Annotated in this window: 23 protein-coding genes; 8 read left to right on the forward strand and 15 right to left on the reverse strand. The window is 56.1% G+C overall.

The window, feature by feature from the left end:
• The first annotated feature begins 16 nt into the window (after nucleotides 1-16).
• Nucleotides 17-886, forward strand: a complete 870-nt coding sequence (locus AC4OVU_RS20255) for a phosphoribulokinase (RefSeq protein WP_003861663.1) — start codon at nucleotides 17-19, stop codon at nucleotides 884-886.
• 85 nt (nucleotides 887-971) lie between these two features.
• On the opposite strand, the gene AC4OVU_RS20260 is transcribed toward AC4OVU_RS20255, so the two are convergent.
• Complete coding sequence (locus AC4OVU_RS20260; protein WP_015571423.1) at nucleotides 972-1,376, reverse strand: OsmC family protein; 405 nt, start codon at nucleotides 1,374-1,376, stop codon at nucleotides 972-974.
• 310 nt (nucleotides 1,377-1,686) lie between these two features.
• Between AC4OVU_RS20260 and crp the strand changes: the two genes are divergently transcribed.
• A complete protein-coding gene (gene crp, locus AC4OVU_RS20265) occupies nucleotides 1,687-2,319 on the forward strand; it encodes a cAMP-activated global transcriptional regulator CRP (RefSeq protein WP_000242758.1) in 633 nt (210 codons plus the stop codon).
• A 57-nt stretch (nucleotides 2,320-2,376) separates the two neighbouring features.
• A complete protein-coding gene (locus tag AC4OVU_RS20270) occupies nucleotides 2,377-4,464 on the forward strand; it encodes a YccS/YhfK family putative transporter (RefSeq protein WP_110292642.1) in 2,088 nt (695 codons plus the stop codon).
• On the opposite strand, the gene argD is transcribed toward AC4OVU_RS20270, so the two are convergent.
• The 4 genes from argD to ppiA form a co-directional block, all read right to left on the reverse strand.
• Nucleotides 4,461-5,681 carry a bifunctional acetylornithine/succinyldiaminopimelate transaminase gene (gene argD, locus AC4OVU_RS20275; protein ID WP_491928778.1) on the reverse strand — a complete coding sequence of 407 codons (1,221 nt, stop codon included), beginning with the start codon at nucleotides 5,679-5,681 and terminating at the stop codon, nucleotides 4,461-4,463. The two genes, AC4OVU_RS20270 and argD, sit on opposite strands and share 4 nt — an antisense overlap.
• Nucleotides 5,682-5,768: 87 nt before the next feature.
• A complete protein-coding gene (gene pabA / locus AC4OVU_RS20280; RefSeq protein ID WP_017693873.1) occupies nucleotides 5,769-6,332 on the reverse strand; it encodes an aminodeoxychorismate synthase component 2 in 564 nt (187 codons plus the stop codon).
• Nucleotides 6,333-6,362: 30 nt separating this feature from the next.
• On the reverse strand, nucleotides 6,363-6,947 hold the full coding sequence (locus AC4OVU_RS20285) for a putative adenosine monophosphate-protein transferase Fic (RefSeq protein WP_023295530.1): 585 nt from the start codon (nucleotides 6,945-6,947) through the stop codon (nucleotides 6,363-6,365).
• A gap of 104 nt (nucleotides 6,948-7,051) precedes the next feature.
• Entirely contained in the window at nucleotides 7,052-7,624 is a 573-nt protein-coding gene (gene ppiA / locus AC4OVU_RS20290; RefSeq protein ID WP_003861649.1) for a peptidylprolyl isomerase A, read from the reverse strand.
• A 278-nt stretch (nucleotides 7,625-7,902) separates the two neighbouring features.
• Between ppiA and tsgA the strand changes: the two genes are divergently transcribed.
• The 5 genes from tsgA (at nucleotide 7,903) to AC4OVU_RS20315 (ending at nucleotide 14,034) form a co-directional block, all read left to right on the forward strand.
• Nucleotides 7,903-9,087 (forward strand): MFS transporter TsgA, encoded by a 1,185-nt coding sequence (gene tsgA, locus AC4OVU_RS20295; protein ID WP_015571426.1) that lies wholly within the window; start codon nucleotides 7,903-7,905, stop codon nucleotides 9,085-9,087.
• Nucleotides 9,088-9,346: 259 nt separating this feature from the next.
• Nucleotides 9,347-11,890, forward strand: a complete 2,544-nt coding sequence (gene nirB, locus AC4OVU_RS20300) for a nitrite reductase large subunit NirB (RefSeq protein ID WP_017384160.1) — start codon at nucleotides 9,347-9,349, stop codon at nucleotides 11,888-11,890.
• Nucleotides 11,887-12,213: a nitrite reductase small subunit NirD gene (gene nirD, locus AC4OVU_RS20305; protein ID WP_015571429.1), complete on the forward strand. Its 327-nt coding sequence runs from the start codon at nucleotides 11,887-11,889 to the stop codon at nucleotides 12,211-12,213. The genes nirB and nirD overlap by 4 nt, the downstream gene beginning before the upstream one ends.
• Before the next feature lie 134 nt (nucleotides 12,214-12,347).
• Nucleotides 12,348-13,721, forward strand: coding sequence for a siroheme synthase CysG (gene cysG / locus AC4OVU_RS20310; protein WP_110292643.1), 1,374 nt, complete (start codon nucleotides 12,348-12,350; stop codon nucleotides 13,719-13,721).
• 142 nt (nucleotides 13,722-13,863) lie between these two features.
• Complete coding sequence (locus AC4OVU_RS20315) at nucleotides 13,864-14,034, forward strand: YhfL family protein (protein ID WP_008503029.1); 171 nt, start codon at nucleotides 13,864-13,866, stop codon at nucleotides 14,032-14,034.
• Between the two features lie 137 nt (nucleotides 14,035-14,171).
• Here the strand turns inward: AC4OVU_RS20315 and trpS are convergent, their stop codons facing one another.
• The 10 genes from trpS to AC4OVU_RS20365 all read right to left on the reverse strand — a co-directional run bounded on the left by trpS (nucleotide 14,172) and on the right by AC4OVU_RS20365 (nucleotide 22,867).
• Nucleotides 14,172-15,176 (reverse strand): tryptophan--tRNA ligase, encoded by a 1,005-nt coding sequence (trpS, locus tag AC4OVU_RS20320; protein ID WP_015571430.1) that lies wholly within the window; start codon nucleotides 15,174-15,176, stop codon nucleotides 14,172-14,174.
• Nucleotides 15,169-15,930 (reverse strand): phosphoglycolate phosphatase, encoded by a 762-nt coding sequence (gph, locus tag AC4OVU_RS20325; protein ID WP_015571431.1) that lies wholly within the window; start codon nucleotides 15,928-15,930, stop codon nucleotides 15,169-15,171. The genes trpS and gph overlap by 8 nt, the downstream gene beginning before the upstream one ends.
• Nucleotides 15,923-16,600, reverse strand: a complete 678-nt coding sequence (gene rpe, locus AC4OVU_RS20330; RefSeq protein ID WP_003861634.1) for a ribulose-phosphate 3-epimerase — start codon at nucleotides 16,598-16,600, stop codon at nucleotides 15,923-15,925. Before rpe ends, gph begins: the two co-directional genes overlap by 8 nt.
• A 39-nt stretch (nucleotides 16,601-16,639) precedes the next feature.
• Nucleotides 16,640-17,452, reverse strand: coding sequence for an adenine-specific DNA-methyltransferase (dam, locus tag AC4OVU_RS20335; protein WP_015571432.1), 813 nt, complete (start codon nucleotides 17,450-17,452; stop codon nucleotides 16,640-16,642).
• 67 nt (nucleotides 17,453-17,519) lie between these two features.
• Nucleotides 17,520-18,824: a cell division protein DamX gene (gene damX, locus AC4OVU_RS20340; RefSeq protein ID WP_110292644.1), complete on the reverse strand. Its 1,305-nt coding sequence runs from the start codon at nucleotides 18,822-18,824 to the stop codon at nucleotides 17,520-17,522.
• 92 nt (nucleotides 18,825-18,916) lie between these two features.
• Complete coding sequence (gene aroB, locus AC4OVU_RS20345) at nucleotides 18,917-20,005, reverse strand: 3-dehydroquinate synthase (protein WP_047728584.1); 1,089 nt, start codon at nucleotides 20,003-20,005, stop codon at nucleotides 18,917-18,919.
• A gap of 57 nt (nucleotides 20,006-20,062) precedes the next feature.
• Nucleotides 20,063-20,584, reverse strand: a complete 522-nt coding sequence (gene aroK / locus AC4OVU_RS20350; RefSeq protein ID WP_003861630.1) for a shikimate kinase AroK — start codon at nucleotides 20,582-20,584, stop codon at nucleotides 20,063-20,065.
• Between the two features lie 286 nt (nucleotides 20,585-20,870).
• Nucleotides 20,871-22,109, reverse strand: a complete 1,239-nt coding sequence (hofQ, locus tag AC4OVU_RS20355; protein WP_023295533.1) for a DNA uptake porin HofQ — start codon at nucleotides 22,107-22,109, stop codon at nucleotides 20,871-20,873.
• On the reverse strand, nucleotides 22,021-22,425 hold the full coding sequence (locus AC4OVU_RS20360; RefSeq protein WP_045907644.1) for a HofP DNA utilization family protein: 405 nt from the start codon (nucleotides 22,423-22,425) through the stop codon (nucleotides 22,021-22,023). The genes hofQ and AC4OVU_RS20360 overlap by 89 nt, the downstream gene beginning before the upstream one ends.
• Entirely contained in the window at nucleotides 22,415-22,867 is a 453-nt protein-coding gene (locus tag AC4OVU_RS20365) for a HofO family protein (protein ID WP_110292645.1), read from the reverse strand. The genes AC4OVU_RS20360 and AC4OVU_RS20365 overlap by 11 nt, the downstream gene beginning before the upstream one ends.
• Nucleotide 22,868 lies beyond the last annotated feature (1 nt).

Here is a 22,868-nt window from a genome sequence, read left to right on the forward strand (position 1 = left end):
CAGTCAGGGAGTTGCTATGTCTGCCAGACATCCGGTTATTGCCGTTACGGGTTCGAGTGGGGCGGGAACCACTACCACCAGCCTCGCCTTCCGCAAGATCTTCGCCCAGCTTAACTTACGGGCGGCAGAGGTAGAAGGCGACAGCTTTCACCGCTACACGCGCCCGGAGATGGATATGGCCATCCGCAAGGCGCGCGATCTGGGTAAACACATCAGCTACTTCGGCCCGGAGGCCAATGACTTCGGCCTGCTGGAGCAAACCTTCCGTGAATACGGGCAAAGCGGTACCGGGCAGTCCCGCAAGTATCTCCACACCTACGATGAAGCCGTGCCCTGGAACCAGGTCCCCGGCACGTTCACGCCCTGGCAGCCGCTGCCGGAACCGACTGACGTGCTGTTTTACGAAGGATTGCACGGCGGCGTGGTGACGCCTCAGCACGACGTGGCGCGCCACGTGGATTTGCTGGTGGGGGTGGTGCCGATTGTTAACCTTGAGTGGATCCAGAAGCTGACGCGTGACATGAGCGAGCGCGGCCATTCGCGAGAGGCGGTCATGGACTCGGTGGTGCGCTCCATGGAAGATTACATCAACTTCCTGACGCCGCAGTTCTCCCGAACCCACATTAACTTCCAGCGCGTCCCCACCGTGGACACCTCTAACCCGTTCGCTGCAAAAAGCATCCCGTCGCTGGACGAGAGCTTTGTGGTGATCCACTTCCGCAACCTGGAAGGCATTGATTATCCCTGGCTGCTGGCGATGCTACAGGGTTCGTTTATTTCGCACATGAATACGTTAGTGGTACCGGGCGGAAAAATGGGGCTGGCAATGGAGCTGATCATGACACCGCTGGTGCAGCGGCTGATGGAAGGAAAGCAGATCGCGTGAATTGTTTTGCCCGGTGGCGCTGCGCTTACCGGGCCTACGGGCGTGCTTTTGTAGGGCGGGTCAGCGAAGCGCCACCCGCCAAAAATTAAGCCGCGATCACTTCATACGAATGGGTGATTTTTACCGCTTTCTCCAGCATTAACGCCACAGAGCAGTATTTTTCCGCAGACAGGTCAACCGCACGCGAGACCGCCGCGTCCTTCAGTTCTTTGCCGGTGACGATAAAGTGCAAATTAATATGCGTGAACAGGCGGGGCGCCTCTTCACGACGTTCCGACGTCAGCTTCACTTCACAATCGGTCACGTCATGACGGCCTTTTTGCAGGATCGACACCACGTCGATCGCACTGCATCCGCCTGCCGCCATCAGCACCATTTCCATTGGGCTTGGCGCTTTATCGCCGGAGTTGCCATCCATCAAAACCTGGTGCCCAGAAGCAGACTCGCCCAGGAACGTTAACCCTTCAACCCATTTCACACGCGCTTGCATATTCACTCACTCCAACGTTGCATTTTTTATGACAGATTACGTGTACGTTACATTTCTCGCAACGGAAGGCGACCTGCGTCATGCTGAAGCGAGACACCAGGAGACACGCGGCGAAAGCTATGCTAAAACACTCTGGATGCTACAGTAATACATTGACGTTACACATGTATGCAGAGGACATCAAACTTTACTGGCTGCGAAACGTTACGACAGCCGACTTCCCAGGTATGGGTAAGAATTCGATTGCAACCCCAGAGTCCGGATGCATCTTATGACTCTGGTGACAGCTTATAACAGAGGATAACAGCGCATGGTGCTTGGCAAACCGCAAACAGACCCGACTCTCGAATGGTTCTTGTCTCATTGCCACATTCATAAGTACCCATCAAAGAGCACGCTGATTCACCAGGGTGAAAAAGCGGAAACGTTGTATTACATCGTTAAAGGCTCGGTGGCCGTGCTGATCAAAGATGAAGAAGGGAAAGAGATGATCCTTTCTTATCTGAACCAGGGCGATTTTATCGGTGAACTGGGCCTGTTTGAAGAAGGCCAGGAACGTAGCGCCTGGGTTCGTGCAAAAACAGCATGTGAAGTGGCTGAAATTTCTTACAAGAAATTCCGTCAGCTGATTCAGGTCAACCCTGACATCCTGATGCGTCTTTCTTCCCAGATGGCACGCCGTCTGCAAGTGACCTCTGAGAAGGTGGGTAACCTCGCCTTCCTGGACGTGACCGGTCGTATCGCGCAGACGCTGTTGAACCTGGCGAAACAGCCAGACGCCATGACCCACCCTGACGGTATGCAAATTAAAATTACCCGTCAGGAAATCGGTCAGATCGTCGGCTGCTCCCGTGAAACAGTGGGCCGTATCCTGAAGATGCTGGAAGACCAGAACCTGATCTCTGCCCACGGTAAAACTATCGTGGTCTACGGAACCCGTTAATTTCGGTCAAACGGCGTGCCGCCGCAGGGTGGCACGCCGTTTTTGTCTCTACTCCTCATGTGGCGCAGGCTGATCTATCACCCGGAAGTTAACTACGCACTACGACAAACGCTGGTGCTGTGTCTTCCCGTGGCCGTGGGCCTGATCCTCGGACATCTTCAGCAAGGCCTGCTGTTTTCCCTCGTGCCCGCCTGCTGCAACATTGCCGGTCTGGATACGCCGCATAAACGCTTTTTTAAACGTCTGATTATTGGCGGCTGCCTGTTTGCCGGCTGTAGCCTTGCCGTACAACTTTTACTGGCCCGCGACATTCCTCTGCCGTTGATCCTGACCGTGCTGGCGATGACGCTCGGCGTCACCGCCGAAATCAGCTCGCTGCACGCCCGCCTGCTTCCCGCGTCGCTGATTGCCGCCATCTTCACCTTAAGCCTTGCGGGCAATATGCCGGTGTGGGAGCCATTGCTGATTTACGCCCTCGGCACGCTATGGTACGGGCTGTTTAACTGGTTCTGGTTCTGGCTGTGGCGGGAACAGCCGCTGCGCGAATCCCTGAGCCTGCTCTACGTGCAGCTTGCTGAATACTGCGAAGCAAAATACACCCTGCTCACTCAACATACCGACCCGGAAAAATCCCTGCCGCCGCTGCTGGCGCGCCAGCAAAAAGTGGTGGATCTGATCAGCCAGTGCTATCAGCAGTTGCACATGCTTGCCGCCAACAAAAATCATGAATACAAGCCGCTGCTGCGAACCTTCCAGGTCGGGCTGGATTTGCAGGAGCATATCTCCGTCAGCCTTCATAATCCGGAAGAGGTGCAAAAGCTGGTGGAGCGCAGCCATGCGGAAGCGGTGATCCGCTGGAACGCGCAGACCGTCGCGGCCCGCCTGCGGGTGCTGGCTGACGATATCCTCTATCACCGCTACCCGACGCGCTTTAACATGGACAAACAGCTCGGCGCGCTGGAAAAGATTGCGCGTCAGCACGCGGATAACCCGGTCGGGCAATTTGCTGCCTGGCATTTCAGCCGCATCGCCCGGGTGTTACGCACCCAGCGCCCGCTTTATGCCCGGGACCTGATGGCCGATAAGCAAAAACGGCTGCCGCTGCTGCCCGCGCTCAAAAGCTATCTATCACTGAAATCTTCCGCCCTGCGCAATGCCGCGCGGATCAGTGTGATGCTGAGCATCGCCAGCCTGATGGGAATGGCCCTGCACCTGCCGAAACCCTACTGGATCTTAATGACCGTGCTGTTTGTCACCCAGAACGGCTATGGCGCCACGCGGGTGCGCATTCTGCATCGGGCGGGCGGTACGATGGCGGGGCTGATTATCGCGGGCGTGACGCTGCACTTTCACGTGCCGGAAGGCTATACCCTGGCCGGTATGCTGGCGATCACGCTGGTGAGCTACCTGATCATCCGCAAAAACTACGGCTGGGCGATGGTGGGCTTTACGGTCACGGCGGTGTATACCCTGCAACTGCTCACGCTTAACGGGGAACAGTTTATTATTGCCCGGCTGGTCGATACGCTAATTGGCTGCCTGATCGCCTTTGGCGGCATGGTCTGGTTGTGGCCGCAGTGGCAAAGCGGGCTGCTGAGGCAGAACGCCCACGACGCGCTCGAAGCCGATCAGCAGGCCATTCGTCTTATTCTGAGCGATGACCCGCAGCCCTCTCCGCTGGCCTACGAGCGCATGAAGGTCAACCAGGCGCATAACGCCCTGTTCAACTCCCTTAACCAGGCCATGCAGGAGCCGGGCTTTAACGCGCACTATCTGGCTGACATGAAGCTGTGGGTCACGCACAGCCAGTTTATCGTCGAGCACATCAATGCCATGACGACGCTGGCGCGGGAGCACACGATGCTGACGCCGGATCTGGCGCAGCGCTATTTGCAGTCGTGTGAAATTGCGTTGCAGCGCTGTCAGCAGCGTCTGGAGTATGACGCGCCGGGCGAGTCAGGGGATTCGAACATTCTGGAAGCGCCGGAGACGCTGACCCATGGGCCGATGAGCACCCTGGAGCAGCATTTGCAGCGCGTGCTGGGGCATCTGAACACCATGCACACCATTTCGTCGGTGGCATGGCGTCAGCGCCCGCATCACGGGATTTGGTTAACGCGTCGGTTAAAACGAACCGCGTATTAGCCTCTGACGATCTTCGCGACCGCCGCGGCAAAACGGGTTAGTCCGTCTTCGATGTCTTTGTCTTCCACCACCAGCGATGGCGCAAAGCGCATCACGTCCGGCCCGGCATTGAGCACCATCACCCCTTCGTGCGCGGCGGCGTGCAGGAAATCGCGCGCGCGGCCTTTGTACTGCGGCTTCAGTTCGGCGCCGATCAGCAGCCCCATGCCGCGGATGTCGCTGAAGACATCAAACTGTTCATCAATCTGCTGGAGATGTTTCACAAACAGGTCGCGTTTCGCATTCACGCCATTCAGGACGTCCGGCGTATTAATGATGTAGAACGCCGCACCCGCCACGGCGCACGCCAGCGGATTACCGCCGTAGGTAGAGCCGTGTGAGCCCACATGAAATGCGGAAGCGATATCCTGGGTGGTGAGCACCGCACTGACCGGGAAACCGCCACCGAGCGCTTTCGCGCTGGTCAGAATATCCGGCGTTACGCCGTAGTGCATATAAGCAAACAGGTCTCCGGTACGCCCCATCCCACACTGCACTTCATCAAACACCAGCAGCGCCTGGTGCTCGTCGCACAGCTCGCGCAGCCCTTGCAGAAATTCCGGGGTGGCCGCCGTGACGCCGCCTTCCCCCTGAATGGGCTCGACCACCACGGCACAGGTGTGATCGTCCATCACCGCTTTAACGGCGTGCAGATCGTTAAACGGCACGTGGATGATATCCGCAGGTTTCGGACCAAAGCCGTCGGAATACTTCGGCTGGCCGCCAACGGAAACGGTAAAGAAGGAGCGACCGTGGAAGGCGTTATGGAAGGCGATGATTTTGGTTTTGTACGGGCTATGACGCGTGGTTGCGTAGTAGCGCGCCAGCTTAAAGGCGGTTTCGTTGGCTTCGGTGCCGGAGTTCATAAACAGCACGCGTTCGGCGAAGGTGGCATCGATGATCTTACGCCCCAGACGCAGCGCCGGTTCGTTGGTGAACACGTTGCTGGTGTGCCACAGCGTTTCGCCCTGTGTTTTCAGCGCGTCCACCAGCGCAGGATGGCAATGGCCCAGCGCCGTCACCGCAATACCGCCTGCGAAATCAACATACTCGTTGCCCTGCTGATCCCAGACGCGGCTGCCTCTGCCTTTCACCGGGATAAACTCAGCCGGTGCATAAATCGGCAGGATCACTTCATCAAATGTCGCGCGGGTAATTGCTGGTTGTTCAGTTGCCATGTCATGACCATCCATTTTTATGTCACAGTGCCTGTGAAAATATAATCACAAAATATGCATAAAAAATCACAACAAGGCAACAGATATTCAGCGATTAAGGAAATTGGCCAGCAGCGCGTGCCCCTGTTCGCTGAGAATGCTTTCCGGGTGGAACTGCACCCCTTCCAGATCGTACTCGCGGTGGCGAATGCCCATGATCTCCTGCGTCTCGCTCCAGGCGGTAACCTCAAAGCAGGCCGGCAGGGTCGGCGGATCAATGATCAGAGAATGGTAGCGCGTCACGGTTAACGGATTGTTTAGCCCCAGGAATACGCCGGTACCGGTGTGCGTGATCGGTGAGGTTTTGCCGTGCATGACTTTCGCGGCACGGACAATGGTGGCGCCAAAGACCTGCGCAATGGCCTGGTGACCCAGGCAGACGCCCAGAATCGGCAGTTTGCCCGCATAGTGGCGGATGACCTCCAGCGAGATGCCAGACTCCGAAGGGGTACACGGCCCCGGCGAAATCACGATTTTCTGGGGTGCCAGCGCGTCAATGTCAGCCAGCGCGATCTCATCGTTACGGCGGACAACCACCTCTGCCCCCAGCTCACAAAAATACTGGTAAAGGTTCCAGGTAAAGGAATCGTAGTTATCAATCAGCAGAATCATGGCGGCTCCTGAAAAAATGGCCGCCCTATTTTACGCAGATTCCCGCGCTTCGCTCACAACTTTGGCAAAGATGGCGTTCAGGGCTGTCAAATCCCCCATTGCCCCGCTCTGATTGGCGGCTGCCCAGTCGTTCGGGTCGATCCCCTGCCAGTTCAGCACATAGCCCGCATGAATAGCCAGTTGTTCAAAGAAGATCCGCTGGGCCACGCCATTACCGCTCATAAACGGATGTAGCATGTTGATTTCACAGTAGTAATGACTGATTCTGTCTGTAAACTCTGCTTTCTGAAGGCCCACCAGATATTTATCACTTTCCAGCGAAGCCATCAGCTCATTACCCACTTTCTCGATGTACTCGAAATGGCAAAAAGGAATGTCGCCCTTAGAAATATCGGCGGTACGCAGCTCGCCCGCGCCTTTCATTTCGTTGCGGAATAAATGGCGGTGAATAAGACACAGATGGGGTAAACCCGGTGCGGAAGGCCCCAGTTCCAGCGTCTCGATATCGGGTTCAGCGGGACCCTTGCCTTTTTCAAGGAGGCAGCTGGCCTGAAAATTGACCTTACGTTGTTGCTCCCAGAGACGGGATTTTTGCTTGTCGGTGAGTTTTTTCACTACGCCTCCCTGAATAGTCCGTTTGCCACAAGTATAAGCAGCAAAACACGCTTTCGCAGGGAGGGTGGAAAGACACGGGCAAGATGTGCCCGTGTGAGGGAACGTTACGGCAGCACTTTCGCGGAGAGAATGACGACAGGCTTAGTCGGCACATTCTGGTATGGACCGACATCGTGAGTCTGAACCTGAGAGATCTTATCCGCCACATCCATGCCTTTCACCACTTTGCCGAACACCGCGTAGCCAAAGTCGCGCTGACCGTGGTCCAGGAAGGCGTTATCAGCCACGTTGAGGAAGAACTGGCTGGTGGCGCTGTCTTTGTCCGCCGTACGCGCCATGGAGATGGTGCCGCGCTTGTTCAGCAGGCCGTTGTCTGCTTCATTTTTGATGGGCGGGTTAGGCTGTTTCTGCTGCATCTGCTCGTTAAAACCGCCACCCTGAATCATAAAGCCCGGGATCACGCGGTGGAACGTGGTGTTGTTATAAAAACCACTGTTCACGTAGTCGAGGAAGTTTTTCACCGAAACAGGGGCTTTCTGGCTATCCAGCTCCAGCTCAATATTCCCCGCAGAGGTAGTCAGCAGGACGTGAGGGTCTCCTTTGGCTGCCAGCGCAGCAGGGGAAACGGCAGAAAGAGCAAACACAGCTGCGACAGCCGCCAGTGTTGATTTGAGCATGAGAATTCCTTAACAAAGCGCAGTATAAAAAGCGAATGGCTTGATTCTAAAGAGCAGTATGAACCCAGACCAGTCTTTTACCTAATTTTACCAAATTGAAACAATTATTACCGCGCAAACGATTGTTCAGCCCGCAACGCAATGTGATCTACATCACGTTAAAGCCTGCAATTGTGCTCAAAATTTTCTGAAAAGATTTAATTAGATCACTTTCGCGACTAAAATCTGCCCGCTCAAACGCAGTCATTGCGTTTTTCTTTACTTTTAACAGGCCAGACATGACTAACAGCAATCGCATCAAGCTCACATGGATCAGCTTCTTCTCTTACGCCCTGACCGGCGCGTTGGTGATCGTCACCGGGATGGTGATGGGAAATATCGCAGACTACTTCCAGCTGCCCGTTTCCAGCATGAGTAACACCTTCACCTTCCTGAACGCGGGGATCCTGATCTCTATTTTCCTGAATGCCTGGCTGATGGAAATCGTGCCGCTGAAAACGCAGCTGCGTTTCGGCTTCGTGCTGATGGTTGCCGCCGTGGCGGGCCTGATGCTGAGCCACAGCATCGCCCTCTTCTCTGCCGCCATGTTCGTGCTGGGCCTGGTGAGCGGGATCACCATGTCGATCGGTACGTTCCTGATTACGCACATGTATGAAGGCCGCCAGCGCGGCGCGCGTCTGCTGTTCACCGACTCCTTCTTCAGCATGGCCGGGATGATTTTCCCGATGGTCGCCGCGTATCTTCTGGCGCGCAGCATTGAGTGGTACTGGGTGTATGCCTGCATTGGTCTGGTTTATGTCGCGATCTTTGTTCTCACCTTCGGCTGCGAGTTCCCGGTGCTGGGCAAAAAAGCGCAGACTACGTCCGAGCCGGTTGCGAAAGAAAAATGGGGTATCGGCGTGCTGTTCCTCTCCATTGCCGCCCTGTGCTACATCCTCGGCCAGCTGGGCTTTATCTCCTGGGTACCGGAATATGCCAAAGGTCTGGGCATGAGCCTGAACGACGCGGGCAAGCTGGTGAGCGATTTCTGGATGTCTTACATGTTCGGCATGTGGGCGTTTAGCTTTATCCTGCGCTTCTTCGACCTGCAACGTATTCTGACCGTCCTGGCAGGTCTGGCAACCGTACTGATGTATCTGTTCATCAACGGTTCCCCGGAACATATGCCGTGGTTCATTTTGACCCTGGGCTTCTTCTCCAGCGCGATCTATACCTCAATCATCACCCTTGGCTCCCTTCAGACCAAAGTGGCTTCGCCAAAGCTGGTGAACTTCGTGCTGACCTGCGGCACCATCGGCACCATGCTGACCTTCGTGGTCACGGGCCCGATTGTTGCGCACAGCGGCCCGCTGGCGGCGCTGCATACCGCTAACGGTCTGTATGCAGTGGTATTCATCATGTGCTTCGTGCTGGGCTTTGTGACCCGCCACCGTCAACACAACCCGGCAACAGCTACCCACTAATCGCCATAACCCCTTTGCGTACTGCAAAGGGGTTTCCCCCTGCTCACCCGCCCTGCCCGCCGATGGGTAAAAACCCCACTAATTTTGTGCGAAAAACGAGCAAGCACAAAAATCAAACAATATCCGTCACTTATAAAAAACCTGACAAATCATAGATATACCCCCTAAGGGGTAGGTGAAGGCGTATTTGATTTGCATCAATAAGTGCCCCTGCTGAATCGTTAAGGTAGGCAGTAATAGAAAAGAAATCGAGGCAAAAATGAGCAAAGTCAGACTCGCTATCATCGGTAACGGCATGGTCGGCCACCGCTTTATTGAGGATCTTCTCGATAAAGCCGATGCTGAGCAGTTCGATATTACCGTGTTCTGTGAAGAACCCCGCAAGGCGTACGACCGTGTGCACTTGTCTTCCTACTTCTCTCACCATACCGCCGAAGAGCTCTCTCTGGTGCGTGAAGGGTTCTACGAGAAGCATGGCGTAAAAGTGCTGGTGGGCGAACGCGCTATCACCATCAACCGTCAGGAGAAAGTGATCCACTCCAGCGCCGGACGTACGGTTTTTTACGATAAGCTGATCATGGCGACGGGCTCGTATCCGTGGATCCCGCCTATTAAAGGGTCGGAAACCCAGGATTGCTTCGTTTACCGTACCATTGAAGACCTCAACGCCATTGAATCCTGCGCACGTCGAAGCAAACGCGGCGCGGTTGTCGGCGGTGGTCTGCTGGGTCTGGAAGCGGCAGGCGCACTGAAAAACCTCGGCGTTGAAACCCACGTCATCGAATTTGCCCCGATGCTGATGGCGGAACAGCTGGACCATATGGGTGGCGACCAGCTACGCCGTAAAATCGAAAGCATGGGCGTGAAGGTTCACACCAGCAAGAACACCAAAGAGATCGTGCAGGAAGGCACCGAAGCGCGTAAAACCATGCGCTTTGCAGACGGCAGCGAGCTGGAAGTGGATTTCATCGTCTTCTCCACCGGTATTCGCCCGCGCGATAAGCTGGCCACCCAGTGCGGTCTGGCCGTTGCGCAGCGCGGCGGGATCATGATCAACGATACCTGCCAGACCTCCGATCCGGATATCTACGCCATCGGCGAATGCGCCAGCTGGAATAACCGCGTATACGGTCTGGTTGCACCAGGGTACAAAATGGCGCAGGTCGCCGTTGACCATATCCTCGGCAGCGAAAACGCCTTCACCGGCGCAGACATGAGCGCCAAGCTGAAGCTGCTGGGCGTGGACGTGGGCGGTATTGGTGATGCGCATGGCCGCACCCCGAACTCCCGCAGCTATGTTTATCTGGACGAAAGCAAAGAAGTCTACAAACGTCTCATCGTCAGCCAGGACAACAAAACCCTGCTCGGGGCGGTGCTGGTGGGTGATACCAGCGACTTCGGTAACCTGCTCCAGCTGGTGCTGAACGCCATTGAGCTGCCGGAGAACCCGGACGCGCTAATCCTCCCGGCGCACGCCTCCAGCGGTAAGCCGTCCATCGGCGTGGATAAACTGCCGGACAGCGCGCAAATCTGTTCCTGCTTCGACGTGACCAAAGGCATGCTGATCTCCGCCATTAACAAAGGCTGCCACACCGTTGCGGCGCTGAAGGCGGAAACCAAAGCCGGGACCGGCTGCGGCGGATGTATTCCTCTGGTCACCCAGGTGCTGAACGCCGAGCTGGCAAAACAGGGCATTGAAGTGAACAACAACCTGTGCGAGCACTTCGCTTACTCTCGCCAGGAGCTGTATCACCTGATCCGCGTGGAAGGCATTAAGTCCTTCGACGAACTGCTGGAGAAACACGGCCAGGGCTATGGCTGTGAAGTATGTAAGCCAACCGTCGGTTCCCTGCTGGCGTCCTGCTGGAACGAATATGTGCTCAAACCAGAACACACTCCGCTTCAGGACACCAACGATAACTTCCTGGCCAATATTCAGAAAGACGGGACTTACTCGGTGATCCCGCGTTCTGCCGGAGGGGAGATTACCCCGGAAGGGCTGGTCGCCGTGGGCCGTATCGCCCGTGAGTTTAACCTGTACACCAAAATCACCGGCTCCCAGCGTATCGGCCTGTTCGGAGCGCAGAAAGATGACCTGCCGGAAATCTGGCGTCAGCTGATTGAAGCGGGCTTTGAAACCGGTCACGCGTACGCCAAGGCGCTGCGCATGGCGAAAACCTGCGTGGGCAGCACCTGGTGCCGCTACGGCGTGGGCGACAGCGTGGGCTTCGGCGTAGAGCTGGAAAACCGCTACAAAGGCATCCGTACGCCGCACAAAATGAAGTTCGGCGTCTCAGGGTGTACCCGTGAATGTGCGGAAGCACAGGGGAAAGATGTGGGTATCATTGCCACGGAGAAAGGCTGGAACCTGTACGTGTGCGGTAACGGCGGGATGAAACCTCGCCACGCGGATCTGCTGGCCGCCGATCTCGATCGCGATACGCTGATCAAATACCTCGACCGCTTCATGATGTTCTACATTCGTACCGCCGATAAGCTGACCCGTACCGCGTCCTGGCTGGATAATCTCGAAGGCGGCATCGACTACCTGAAGTCGGTCATTATCGACGACAAGCTGGGTCTGAATGAACAGCTGGAATCCGAGATGACTCGCCTGCGCGAGGCGGTGATCTGCGAGTGGACCGAAACCGTGAACACGCCAGCAGCGCAGACGCGCTTCAAACACTTTATCAACAGCACCCAGCGCGACCCGAACGTGCAGGTGGTGCCGGAGCGCGAACAGCATCGTCCAGCGACCCCGTATGAACGTATTCCGGTGATGCTGGTGGAGGAAAACGCATGAGCCAGTGGGTAAACATCTGCAATATTAACGACATTCTGCCAGCAACCGGCGTCTGTGCCCTGCTGGGCAACGAGCAGGTGGCGATTTTCCGCCCTCGCCACGATGAACAGGTCTATGCCATCAGCAATATCGACCCGTTCTTCGAGGCCAGCGTGCTCTCCCGCGGTCTGATTGCGGAGCACCAGGGCGAGCTGTGGGTTGCCAGCCCGCTGAAAAAGCAGCGCTTCCGCTTAACCGACGGACTCTGCATGGAAGATGAAAGCTTCTCGGTCAAACACTACGACGTCCGCGTGAAGGACGGCGAGGTGCAGCTGAAAGCGTAACCTCTCGCCTTTTCAATAGGAAAGGCTTATGACCCCTTATGGGTAACGGCAGGAAAAACCGTATGTTCTGTACGATTCCTGCTGTTATCCTGACGTCAATTCTTCCCCCGCCATGAATGCTGTGAGGTAACGTCGTGGATCACCTGCCGATTTTTTGTCAATTACGCAACCGCGACTGCCTGCTCGTGGGCGGCGGCGATGTGGCTGAACGCAAGGCACGCCTGCTGTTAGAGGCGGGTGCCCGGCTGACCGTCAACGCCCTCACCTTTGCCCCACAGTTTGACGTCTGGGCGCAGGAAGGGATGCTCACCCAGGTGCAGGGCGAATTTGATGAATCCCTGCTGGATACCTGCTGGCTGACCATCGCCGCAACGGATAACGATGACGTTAACCAGCGCGTCAGCGACGCCTGCGAAGCGCGCCGCATCTTCTGTAACGTTGTGGATGCGCCGAAAGAGGCGAGCTTTATCATGCCGTCGATTATTGACCGTTCACCGCTGATGATTGCGGTGTCGTCCGGCGGGCGCTCGCCCGTTCTTGCCCGTCTGCTGCGGGAAAAACTGGAAGCCGTGCTGCCGCAGCATCTTGGTCAGATTGCCCAATACGCCGGGGAGCTGCGCTCCCGCGTGAAGCAAACCTTCGCAACCGTGGGCGAACGCCGTCGCTTCTGGGAGAAGTTCTTTGTCAACGACAGGCTGGCGCAGTCCCTTGCCAATCAGGACACCAAAGCCGTTGAAGAGACGACCGAACAGCTCCTGAGCGAGCCGCTGGACCATCGCGGTGAAGTGGTGCTGGTGGGCGCAGGTCCCGGCGATGCGGGCCTGCTGACGCTGAAGGGTCTCCAGCAGATCCAGCAGGCGGACATCGTGGTGTATGACCGTCTGGTCTCTGATGACATCATGAATCTGGTGCGCCGGGATGCTGACCGCGTGTTCGTCGGCAAACGGGCAGGTTATTACTGCGTACCGCAGGAGGAGATCAACCAGACCCTGCTGCGGGAAGCGCAAAAAGGAAAGCGCGTGGTGCGCCTGAAGGGTGGCGATCCGTTTATCTTTGGTCGTGGCGGCGAAGAGCTGGAAACCCTGTGCAACGCGGGTATTCCGTTCTCCGTGGTGCCGGGCATTACGGCGGCGTCCGGCTGTTCTGCCTATTCCGGCATTCCGTTAACCCATCGCGACTATGCCCAGAGCGTGCGCCTGGTGACGGGCCACCTGAAAACCGGCAGCGAACTGGACTGGCATAATCTGGCCGCTGAAAAGCAGACGCTGGTGTTCTATATGGGGCTAAATCAGGCAGCCACGATCCAGGCGAAACTGCTGGAGCACGGCATGGAAGCAGATATGCCGGTCGCACTGGTGGAAAACGGCACCGCCATTACGCAGCGCGTGGTCGATGGCGTGCTGACGCAGTTGGGCGAGCTGGCGCAGCAGGTTGAAAGCCCGGCGCTGATTGTGGTGGGTCGCGTGGTAGCCCTGCGCGAAAAACTGAACTGGTTCTCCAGCCACTAACGCATAATCTCTCCCGGGAGTAGTCTTTAAGCGGACTACTCCCTTCTTACCTCAGTCGATAACATACCGCCCGCATAATGGAACTTTTCCATTTATTCCCTCGTGTTACATCCAATTTTCGATTTATTGACAAGGAATGCGTATGTTCAAACTGGCAAAAGCTGCCGTTCTGGTCGGTCTGTTATCAACTCTGACGGCCTGCACCGGTCACGTTCAAAATACTAAAAATAATTGCAGCTACGATTACCTGCTTCACCCGGCGATCTCCATTTCGAAGATCATCGGCGGTTGCGGCCCGGCGGCACAGCAGTAAGCGTTTTTCAGGCGTAAAAAAACCGGGGATGTCCCGGTTTTTTTGTTTCGTCAGTTTTGTCGGGTGGCTGCTCCGCCTTACCCGACCTGCACGGTCCCGTAGGCCGGGTAAGCGTAAGCGCCACCCGGCAAAGCGGCTTAAGGTTTCGCCACAAACCCAATAGCGTCGTACACCGCTTTCAGGGTTTCGGAGGCGCGCGCGCTGGCTTTTTCCGCGCCCTCTTTCATCACTTTTTGCAGGAAAGCTTCGTCGTTACGGTAACGGTGATAGCGCTCCTGCAACTCGGTCAGCATGCCGGAAACGGCGTCTGCCACTTCGCCTTTCAGGTGGCCGTACATCTTGCCTTCAAAGTGTTTTTCCAGCTCAGGGATGCTCTGTCCGGTCACACCGGAGAGAATGTCCAGCAGGTTAGACACGCCCGCTTTGTTCTGCACGTCGTAGCGCACCACTGGCGGCTCGTCGGAGTCGGTCACCGCACGCTTGAGCTTTTTCACCACTGATTTCGGATCTTCCAGCAGGCCGATAACGTTGTTGCGGTTATCGTCAGACTTGGACATCTTTTTGGTCGGCTCCAGCAGCGACATCACGCGCGCGCCGGATTTCGGAATAAACGGCTCAGGCACTTTGAACACGTCACCGTAAAGCGCATTGAAGCGCTGGGCAATATCGCGGCTCAGCTCCAGGTGCTGCTTCTGGTCTTCACCCACCGGCACCTGGTTGGTCTGGTACAGCAGAATGTCGGCCGCCATCAGCACCGGATAGTCAAACAGACCGGCGTTGATGTTTTCAGAGTAGCGGGCAGACTTATCCTTGAACTGGGTCATGCGGCTCAGCTCGCCGAAATAGGTGTAGCAGTTCAGCGCCCAGCCCAGCTGCGCGTGCTCTGGCACGTGAGACTGAACGAAAATGGTGCTCTTCTCTGGATCGATACCGCACGCCAGGTACAGCGCCAGCGTATCAAGTGTTGCTTTGCGCAGCTTCTCGGGATCCTGACGCGCGGTGATAGCATGCAAATCCACGATGCAGTAAATGCAGTGGTAGTCATCCTGCATGCTCACCCACTGACGTAACGCACCCATGTAGTTACCAATGGTCAGTTCACCTGAAGGCTGTGCGCCACTAAAAACGATGGGCTTAGTCATTATTCAATTCCTGATGTTCACTGTGCGAGAGCCCGAGTGCGGGCAACAAATCTTTGAAGTGGTCGAACACAACGTCCGGCTCACTCAACGTAATGGCTTCACCGTAGTTGTAGCCGTAGGTCAACCCAACCGACGGGCAACCTGCCGCTCTGGCAGCCAGAATATCATTGCGGGAATCCCCGACAAAGAGCAGCTCCGCAGGCGCTAAGGATAATTTTCCTGCCACCAGCAATAGCGGTTCCGGATGCGGCTTTTTATTCTGCACGTCATCGCCGCCCACAATTACGGAGAAGTATTTCGCGATATCCAGCGCTTCCAGCAGAGGCGCAACGAACGGTGTCGGCTTGTTAGTCACCAGTCCCAGCGGGATGCCTTTGGCATGTAGCGCGCTCAGCGTTTCAGCGACATCCGGGAACAGGAAGCTACCCTCTTCGACGGTCTCTTCGTAGAAACGGTCGAACAGTTTGCGCAGAATACGCTGCTGCTCATCCTGGGGAATATCCGCGTGGTCAACACTCGGTTTACCTTGCGCGGAACGCTGAGAGGCACGCTCCTGACGAGCCCAGGACAGCGCGCGCTCCATCAGCACGTCTGCACCGTTACCAATCCACGTCACGACGCGCTCTTCGCCTGCAACGGGGAGTTCAAGGGCATATAGCGCCTGATCGACGGCGCGGGTTAATCCTGGCGCGCTGTCGACCAGCGTGCCGTCGAGGTCAAATGCTACACCCCGAATAGCCTGCAATTTATCCATGACTTACCTTCGCCAGTTCACGGCGCATTTCATCAATGACTTTTTTGTAATCCGGTTGATCGAAGATGGCGGAGCCTGCGACGAACATATCCGCTCCTGCCGCCGCAATCTCACCGATATTATTGACCTTCACGCCGCCGTCCACTTCCAGACGAATATCATAGCCAGACTCATCGATACGGCGGCGCACTTCACGCAGTTTGTCGAGGGTCTGAGGGATAAATGACTGACCACCAAAGCCCGGGTTGACGGACATCAGCAGGATCACGTCCAGCTTGTCCATCACGTAGTCGAGATAGCTCAGCGGGGTCGCCGGGTTAAAGACCAGTCCCGCCTTACAGCCGTTCTCTTTGATCAGCTGTAGCGTGCGGTCAACATGTTCGGAGGCTTCCGGGTGGAAAGTGATGATGCTGGCACCCGCCGCGGCGAAATCAGGCACGATGCGGTCAACCGGTTTCACCATCAGATGCACGTCAATGGGCGCGGTGATCCCGTAGTTACGCAGTGCTTTAAGCACCATCGGACCGATGGTCAGGTTGGGAACGTAGTGGTTATCCATAACGTCGAAATGGACGACATCCGCGCCAGCCGCGAGAGCTTTGGCAGTGTCTTCACCCAGGCGGGCAAAATCGGCCGACAGAATTGAGGGGGCAATCAAAAACTGTTTCATCCGCATCTCCTTGAAATGTGTTTACCGGCGGGCAAAGGCTCAGGGTCGATAAAGCGCCAGAAGTTCGTCCACCTTTTTACGTGTGCCGCCGTTGCTGCTAATGCTACGCCGCACTTTTACCTGAAAATGCTTCGCGGCTTTGTACCATTCGCGCGTATCAGGCGTGTCGTGATTCGAAATTAACACCGGAATTCTTTTGCTGACCAGCTTTTCCGCCATCTCAGCCAGACGAGCCTGCTCGGCCGGGCTGAAGCTATTGGTGTGGTAGGCGGTGAAATTTGCCGTGGCAGACAGCGGCGCGTAAGGCGGGTCGCAGTAGACCACCGAGTTTACGCCCGCCAGATCCATGCACTCTTCATAGGAGAGACAGTAGAACTCGGCATTCTGCGCTTTTTCAGCAAAGTGATACAGCTCGTCCTGCGGGAAATAGGGACGCTTATAGCGGCCAAACGGCACGTTAAACTCGCCACGCAGATTATACCGGCACAGACCGTTGTAGCCATGGCGGTTGAGATAAAGAAACAACAGCGCGCGACGGAACGGATCCTGGCTTTGATTAAACTCAGCGCGGAACTGATAGTAGACATCCGGGTTGTTGTTCTCTGGCGTAAACAGCTTCCGCGCCTCTTCCACATACTCATCGGTACGCAGTTTGACGATGTTATAAAGGCTGATAAGGTCGCTGTTGATATCCGCCAGGATATAACGAGAAAAATCGGTATTCAGGAACACCGATCCAGCACCCACGAAGGGCTCGATAAGACACTCGCCTTTCGGCAGGTGCTTTTTAATATCGTCGAGCAGGGGGTATTTCCCCCCTGCCCATTTCAGAAAAGCGCGATTTTTTTTCATGCTGACTAACTGATTACACCTTCTCCGGCTGTGGAGAAAGCTCCGACAGCATCCTGCGCTTTAAACATTACTTCAGATCGGCCTGCACCTGATGAATCGGCTTCGCCCACGGGTTTTTCGCCTGCACGTCGGCTGGCAGCGTGGAAACGGCACGTTTTGCTTCATCTTTGGAAGCATAAATACCACTCACCAGCACATACCACGGTTGACCGTTACGGGTCGTCTGATAAACCACGTAGTTTTTCAGATTCGATTTCTTCGCCCAGGCGTTGAGGTTGTCATAGTTAGACGAACTGCTCAGCTGAAGGGTGTAGTTGCTGGAAGAGGCCGACTGCAAAGAACCCACGTTGCCCGTCGTTTTACCTGATGCAGCGCCCGTTTTGGCTGCGGGAGCCGCAGGTGTTGTTGCAGAAGGTGTTGTTGCAGCAGGCGCGGTTGTGGTCGCCGTTGCTTTCGGTGCAGTGGTTGCCGCAGGCGTTGGCGCTTTAACCGGCTGGCTCACCGCAGGTTTTGTCTGCGCTGGCGCTTTCGTTTCTGGCGCTTTTGCCACGGTTTGCGGTTTCGTCTCACGCTTCGGCTCAATCACAGCCTGCTTACGCTCCTGGCGTGGCGCAGTCTGCGTCTGGCGCGGTTTGGTTTCCGTTGTCGCCGTTTGCTGCTGGGCATTGCTGCCATGAACTGGCGCAACGGTGGCTGGTTCAGTTGGCAGCGTGGAGTTCACCACGGCAGCGTTAACCTGCTCCTGATTCTGCGGCTGCATCAGCGCATTGTTCAGATCGCCCTGAACTTCAACACGCTGCTGACCTTCAGGCGTCGCAGGCGCCTGGCCCTGAGTCGGGGTCGCAGAGACAGGCGGCAGAGAGATATCCTGGCCAGCGTTGGTGTTACCTGCGGTCTGCTCTGCGGAAGTGGTGCCCGGCGCAGGCTGAGCGCCATTCGCCTGGTTGCTCGCATCGTTACCAGACAGGTCGATGCTCTTCTCGGCAGACGCCGTCTGCTCGGTAGAATTGGTAGAAGGTGCTTTTAGCGCGGACCCAATGCCGACAATCAGCAAGACCAGCACCAGAACGCCAAGGCCCATCATAATGTACTGACGGGAGGCCGGTTTTGCCGCTACCGCTTTTTTACGTTTGCGCGGACGACGTTCAACAGGCTGTTCATCCATTAACTCTTCTTCGGATTCATACTCCTCGTCTTCTCGCTCATTTCGCGCGTTACGGCTACGCGAAGGGCGACGATCGTCTGCATCCAGTTCGACATCGTCAAAATTGATCTGCGGCTCGTTATCACGTTCTGAAGATTGACGAGAACGACCAGTACGACGATCGCTGGGATCGGGTTTCAGCTCGTCTTCTGGTTTGAATTCATCCATTTAACACCCCACTCAAAGGCTTCTGCCAACGACTCTGCATTTACCTGAAGCTAAAACGACCACCTGTTACAGCGGTCTGACCTTTCTAGTTGTTACGCCTGCTGACAATCAGCAATAGCGCCAAGTACGACTTCGTGCGGCACTCCGCCGCGCACTTCACTTTTCCCTATTGCAAGCGGGAGTACCAGACGCATCTCACCTGCCAATACTTTTTTATCGCGCATCATGTGGGGAAGGTACGCCTGCGCAGACATTTCCTGCGGACCACTCACCGGCAAGCCAGCACGTTTAAGCAACGCGATGATACGTGCTGTCTCTTCCGGCCTGAACTGCCCCAGACGTTCAGAGGCTCGCGCCGCCATAACCATTCCGGCAGCGACAGCTTCACCGTGAAGCCAGTTACCGTAGCCCATTTCGGCTTCGATCGCATGACCAAACGTATGCCCCAGATTCAGTAAAGCACGTAAGCCGGTTTCACGCTCATCTGCGGCAACGACTTCTGCTTTCAGCTCACAACAACGGCGAATACAGTAGGCCAATGCCTGCCCGTCGAGGCGCAGCAGCGCATCCATATTCTCTTCCAGCCAGGTGAAGAATTCCCCGTCAAGAATAATGCCGTATTTGATCACTTCTGCAAGGCCGGACGCCAGTTCGCGCGCTGGCAAGGTTTTCAGACAGTCGAGATCCACCACCACCGAGGCAGGCTGGTAGAACGCGCCAATCATGTTTTTGCCGAGCGGATGGTTAACCGCCGTTTTACCGCCCACAGAAGAATCGACCTGTGAGAGCAACGTGGTTGGAATTTGAATAAAGCGCACGCCGCGCTGATAGCTGGCGGCTGCAAAACCGGTCAGATCGCCCACAACGCCGCCGCCCAGGGCAAGCAGTGTTGTATCACGACCATGCGGTTTTTGCAGAAGTGCGGTAAAGACGGTATCCAGTACCGTCAGGCTTTTGTACTGCTCGCCATCGGGCAGAATCACACTGTCGACCTTCACGCCCGCCTGCTCAAGCAGGTGACGTACACGGTCGAGATAAAGCGGAGCCAGCGTCTCGTTGGTGACCAGCATCGCCTGATCACCCGCTTTCAGTGGTAAGAAGGAAGCTGGGTCGTTAAACAAACCAGCCGCGATGGTGATAGGGTAACTACGTTCCCCGAGAGTAACTGTAATCCTCTCCATGACGCGACATCCACCTTAAATGCTTTTACCCGCAGGCGAGTGTATATAAAGCCAGAATCAGTTGCTTTCCAGCATATGAATAATCTGGTTTGCAACCACTTTAGCGCTTTGATCGTCAGTACGAATGGTCACATCAGCAATCTCTTCGTAGAGAGGATTGCGTTCATCGGCCAAAGCTTCCAGAACTTCACGTGGCGGTGTTTCAACCTGCAACAACGGGCGCTTTTTATCACGCTGCGTGCGTGCCAGCTGTTTTTCGATGGTCGTCTCAAGATAGACCACTACGCCACGGGCGGAGAGACGGTTGCGGGTTTCGCGAGATTTTACAGAGCCGCCGCCAGTTGCCAGCACAATGCCCTGTTTTTCCGTGAGTTCGTTGATCACTTTTTCTTCTCGGTCACGGAAACCTTCTTCGCCTTCTACGTCGAAGACCCAGCCCACATCCGCTCCGGTTCGTTTCTCAATCTCTTGATCAGAATCGTAAAATTCCATATTGAGTTGTTGAGCTAACTGACGCCCAATAGTGCTTTTGCCGGCACCCATAGGCCCAACCAGAAAGATATTGCGTTTCTCTGCCATTTTTTCGGTACTACTAAGACTATTCGTTAATGGTAATCCCCGCTGCGCAGACACCCGGCGTAGCAGGACATGAACTGAAACCTCATTTGCAATAGAGCGAGAGTCAGACGAAAAATTATCTCAATACTCCGGCTTGTTTGGCAACTGATTAAATCACCGTTCCCGGCGCATAAGGAAATAAGACGTAAGTCCAACTCAAATCGGTACTCCTTGTATGCTAATTCATGCCCCACGTCAAACATCTGCAACAAACTGAATGCAAAATCATTGCGGGGATCGTTACCCATTACTGAATACTGACCAGACGTGGCGTGATAAACACCACTAACTCGCGCCGTTCATTATCTTTTCCGTCATGGCGGAACAGCTGACCCAGCCACGGAATGTTGCCCAGCACGGGCACGCTGTCGCGTCCGGTTTTATTCTTTTGCGAAAAGATCCCGCCCAGCGCGAGCGTTTCCCCACTTTTTACCTCAACCTGCGTTTCGATCTCCTGCTTATCGATCGCCAGCGTTTCGCCGTCTGCCTGTTGCAGCACCTGGCCGGGCATATTTTCACTGATATGCAGTTTCAGGCGCACGCGACCGCCCGGCAGGACCACCGGCGTGACCTCCATGCCTAATACCGCCTCTTTAAATTCAACGGATGTCGCCCCGCTCTCGCCGCTGGAAACCTGATACGGAATTTCGCTGCCCTGCTTGATGCTGGCCGGCTGCATGTGCGATGCCAGCAGCCGCGGGCTGGCGATGATATCCACCTGCTGCTTTTGCTCAAGCGCCGACAACTCAAGATCCAGCATCCTGCCGTTGATGCGCCCGATGTTAAACCCTGCGTGGGTGGTTGCACTGGCCACCGACAGGTCCGCCCCCAGCGTCGTGACCTGACCCACCTTACCGGCCTCCGTTGCGTCAGCGAGGTTCCATTTCACCCCCAGTTCACGCAGGCTTTTTTCACTGATGGTCACAATCTGCGCCGCCAGTTCCACCTGCTCGACGGGCAGATCCATCTGCACAGCCCAGCGCTGGAGCATATCCACCACCGTCTGGTTATCCCTGACCAGAAAACGGTTGGTGCGCTTGTCGACGGAGAGACTGCCTTTCGGGCTTAAGAGCTTTTCTGCCGCTTTTTGCAATTCGGCCGCATCCGCATAAGCAAACGGAATGCTGTGAGAGTGCAGCGGGGCGTCAAGCAGACGCTGGGCCCGCTCCTGCTCTTTACGCGTCTGTTGCTCCCGTTGCCAGGCCGCCGTATGCACATAAAAAATGCCGCCCTCTTCCCTCAATACCAGCCCGGCGCTGTTCACTACCGTCTGAAGCGCCTGTCTCCAGGGCACCCGCGTTAAATTCAGCGAAAGCGAACCGCTGACATCCGGCGACACCACCAGATTGCGATCCTCCTGCGCCACCAGCGCCTGTAATATCTGCACCACCGGGACATCATCCACCAGCAGGGTGACTGGTTTTGGCGTCGCGGCCCACAGGGGCTGGCTGAGTGCCGCCAGTAACAGCCCTATCCTTATCTTCACTTTTTTTCGTTCCTTCTCGTTGCCATGTCCATCGCTTCGGCTCGCACATGTCGCCGACATCAACGGTCAGTTGTTGTTTATCTATCGCGCTCACCCGCCAGCCTGTCGGTAACCGCACCTGCGTATTTACCCGGTGCCAGCGTTTCTGCCCGTCCTGCATAAGGCCGATATCCCTGCTGCCGCTGACTACCCCCTGATACCGCCACTGGCTGAGCTGCCCGGCTGCGCAACGCTCTTCCGGTACAGAGAAGGGATCCCGCATCCCGGTCAGGAAAAGTGGAGAAAGCAGGATCAGCAAACGGGCTTTACTGCGCATGACCGATCTCCAGTTGCAGGCTGAGGCGTAACTGTTTGCCCTGTGGGGTGATGGAAAACGCACTCACCCGCGCGTTCTCAAGCGCCAGCCGGGAAAAGAGCGCCGGGACCGCGCCCCAGGAGGCATCCAGCGCCAGCTCTCCCCCACTCTGCTGCGGCTTCCAGTACACCAGCCTTGCGCCCTCACGCTGAAAAGCCAGGGGAGAAAAGAGCCGCGAGGGCATCACTTGCGTAACCACTGCTCTCCGTCCGGCCTCTGGCCACAGCGAGGCGTTGATTCGCTTCGCACTGATGGCCTGCGCCTGAATATCGGCGTAACGCAGAGCAGCGGGCCTGAGCAGCAGTCCCCAAATTGCCCACGCAACAAGCCCCGATGCGATCAACCAGCAAAGGACGCGCCGGGAAGGACGTGCATTAGTCCAGCGTTGATACCAGATACCCACC

The sequence above is a fragment of the Enterobacter sp. 6722112 genome, assembly GCF_058661685.1.